A 2,607-nucleotide genomic window follows, 5' to 3' on the forward strand; every position below is an offset into this window, starting at 1 on the left:
CACCCTAGGTCTCTCTCCCAGATACATTGCCCTCACCCTAAATCTGGATCCCAGAGGGGAGAGGGACTTTGAGAGGTAATTAGTCCCTTAATAAATTGCCCTCACCCTAGGTCTCTCTCCTAGATACATTGCCCTCACCCTAAATCTGGATCCCAGAGGGGAGAGGGACTTTGAGAGGTTATCAGTCCCTTAATAAATTGCCCTCACCCTAGGTCCTTCTCCTAGATACATTGCCCTCACCCTAGGTCTCTCTCCTAGATACATTGCCCTCACCCTAAATCTGGATCCCAGAGGGGAGAGGGACTTTGAGAGGTAATTAGTCCCTTAATAAATTGCCCTCACCCTAGGGCTTTCTCCTAGATACATTGCCCTCACCGATACATTGCCCTCACCCTAAATCTGGATCCCAGAGGGGAGAGGGACTTTGACCGGAATTATTCATAGTAGCGTCCTCGCCACTGGGTAGGTCTTTGGGTAGCCGAGAGAAAGAGGCGGAAAACAGCGAGGGGGTCAGCGAGGGGAGATAGCCAGAAGACCCATTTAGCTTGTGCTTGGCTGAAATTATATGAAGAAGCGATCGCACCCGACAAAGCGACACGGATAATAAAGAGGAAAGCATTTAAGCGCCATAGACAGGTAAATATAGGGTTATGGTGGGGAGAGAGTAACCCCAAAGCCAAGCCGATAGTTAACACAAACAGGGGTAGACCCTGACAGCATAATAGGAAACCGAGATCCGCCCATAGTCCCGCCCTAGAAGAAGCATCCTTTAAATCAAGCGATCGCCCCCAGCCAGACCAAGTATCCATAAACCCATCATACATCCGCACCTTCAGCAGCGCCGCCCCATCCCAAAACCCGACGCGAAAGCCTTTTTTAGCAGCATTTCTCGCCAAAGTCACATCATCACAAAAGGAATTTGAGGCGGTGGTGTAACCATTCAACGCTTCCAAAACCGCACGGCGACACAAAAAGCATTGGCCATTAGCCATAACCCGTTCCGGGGTCTTAGGAGCCGTATCGGGGGGGCCAAATCGATAGACGAGGGTAATTAAGAGGGCAGGTTGTAACCACAATTCCCCTGGGTATTTAAGGATAAACTGAGAGGATAGAGAAATCAGGTCATATTGAGAATTTTCTGCCGCCCTAACCAAGGCGGCGACCAGTCCGGGTTGAGGTTGTGTGTCTGCATCAATACCCAAAACCCATTCCGAGGCGGGGGAAGTGTGTAAAAAGCCAGTATGTAAAGCCCAAGGACGACCTACCCAGCCGGGAGGTAAGGGGTCATCCGTAGTTAAGCGGAAACGAGGGTCGCGCTGGCTTTGGGCGATGACCATATCTTGGGTGGCATCGACTGAGTTACTATCAACAATGATGATTTCGCGTACTTCATAGCCTTGGAGGGTCAAACCTGATAAACAAGGACCGAGGCGGGTGGCTTCGTTGAGGGTGGGGACAATAACGCTAACTTTACCCAATAGGTCTGGGGTGGGGGGGGCTATGTGTAATTGTGGGCGACGCTGTAACCCTCGAAATAGGCGGGAGAGTAAAATCGCGGTGGCGGGGAGTTGTAGGGAAAGTATTAACAGGGCTAAGGCACTGATACTCTCGTAAGTGGATAAGTTAAACAGGGCTAGTAGACCAGGGCTGGGGATGAACATAAAGGGGAAACGCACAGGAATATATGTGGGCGGTTTGTGATTAACTGACCGAAGTTAATCGGAAATGCGATCGCTATTAGACCAGTTTTCCCTATCAATGGTCAAGTGAGAGCAACTATGGGGTTTGGAGGAGATTAAATCAACCAGCCTCGCCAGTCCATAGGAAGGTTAGGCAGTAGCCACAACCGCCACTACATCCAGGGTTAATCAAATGCGGACGAAAGGACTTGAACCTTCACGTCGCGAGGACACTAGAACCTAAATCTAGCGCGTCTACCAATTCCGCCACGTCCGCTTATTTGCCAGAATTCATAGTAACACAGATGAGCGATAAAAAAAAGGGGTTAGGGGAAATTAATTTTTGACAGGTGGCTGGGGTAGGTGGAGGAGGTGAAACCCGCGACTGTGGGAAAGGATTACAATAGTTATCACCCCCCAGTAGCGGACAGGGGAATGGGCGAACCTCCCGCCACGCCAAAGATGCAAAGGGGATGATTGCCAAACCCTCCCCCTACTGGGAATCCCCGTGTTAGGCGGGGGGAGGATGTCAAATAGCTTAAAAATATGGTAAAAAACGGCAAGATTGAAGCCCCCAGAAGACTGGCAAAAACGATATGAGATCCCGTCAAGCCCCGGAAGATGATACCAGGGAACACAAGGGGGAATTATCCCCTATGCCCGCCGGGTTTCCAGTCCCGCCCAAAAAGCAAAGGGCGCGAGGCAAACTACAAAGCTATAAGTTGGTTGCGAGTTGTCTAATTGGATTAATTTTGGGGAGTTTAACCTGGTGGCGTTTAAATTCAATACCGGGGAATATTAGCCGTTAGTCAGCGGTTTTTGGTGGTGCGATCGCATTCCCGCCGTTTTTGGTGGTGCGATCGCATTTTCAGCCAATTTCACCAAATTTCGACCTCGAATAACGCGCCCAATGTAATGTAGGGGCGGG

At 50.2% G+C, this 2,607-nt stretch carries 1 protein-coding gene and 1 tRNA gene; both read right to left on the minus strand.

The genetic code is table 11. The features are described from left to right. Positions 1 to 434: 434 nt before the first annotated feature. The gene (gene cruG / locus ACTIE0_RS23810) at positions 435 to 1,661 is read right to left on the minus strand and encodes a 2'-O-glycosyltransferase CruG (protein ID WP_006670362.1); all 1,227 of its coding nucleotides are present in this window, start codon (positions 1,659 to 1,661) and stop codon (positions 435 to 437) included. 212 nt (positions 1,662 to 1,873) lie between these two features. Next, positions 1,874 to 1,956 (minus strand) — tRNA-Leu (locus ACTIE0_RS23815). Positions 1,957 to 2,607 lie beyond the last annotated feature (651 nt).

The sequence above is a fragment of the Limnospira sp. genome (assembly GCF_051859755.1).
Taxonomy (GTDB): Bacteria; Cyanobacteriota; Cyanobacteriia; order Cyanobacteriales; family Microcoleaceae; genus Limnospira; species Limnospira fusiformis.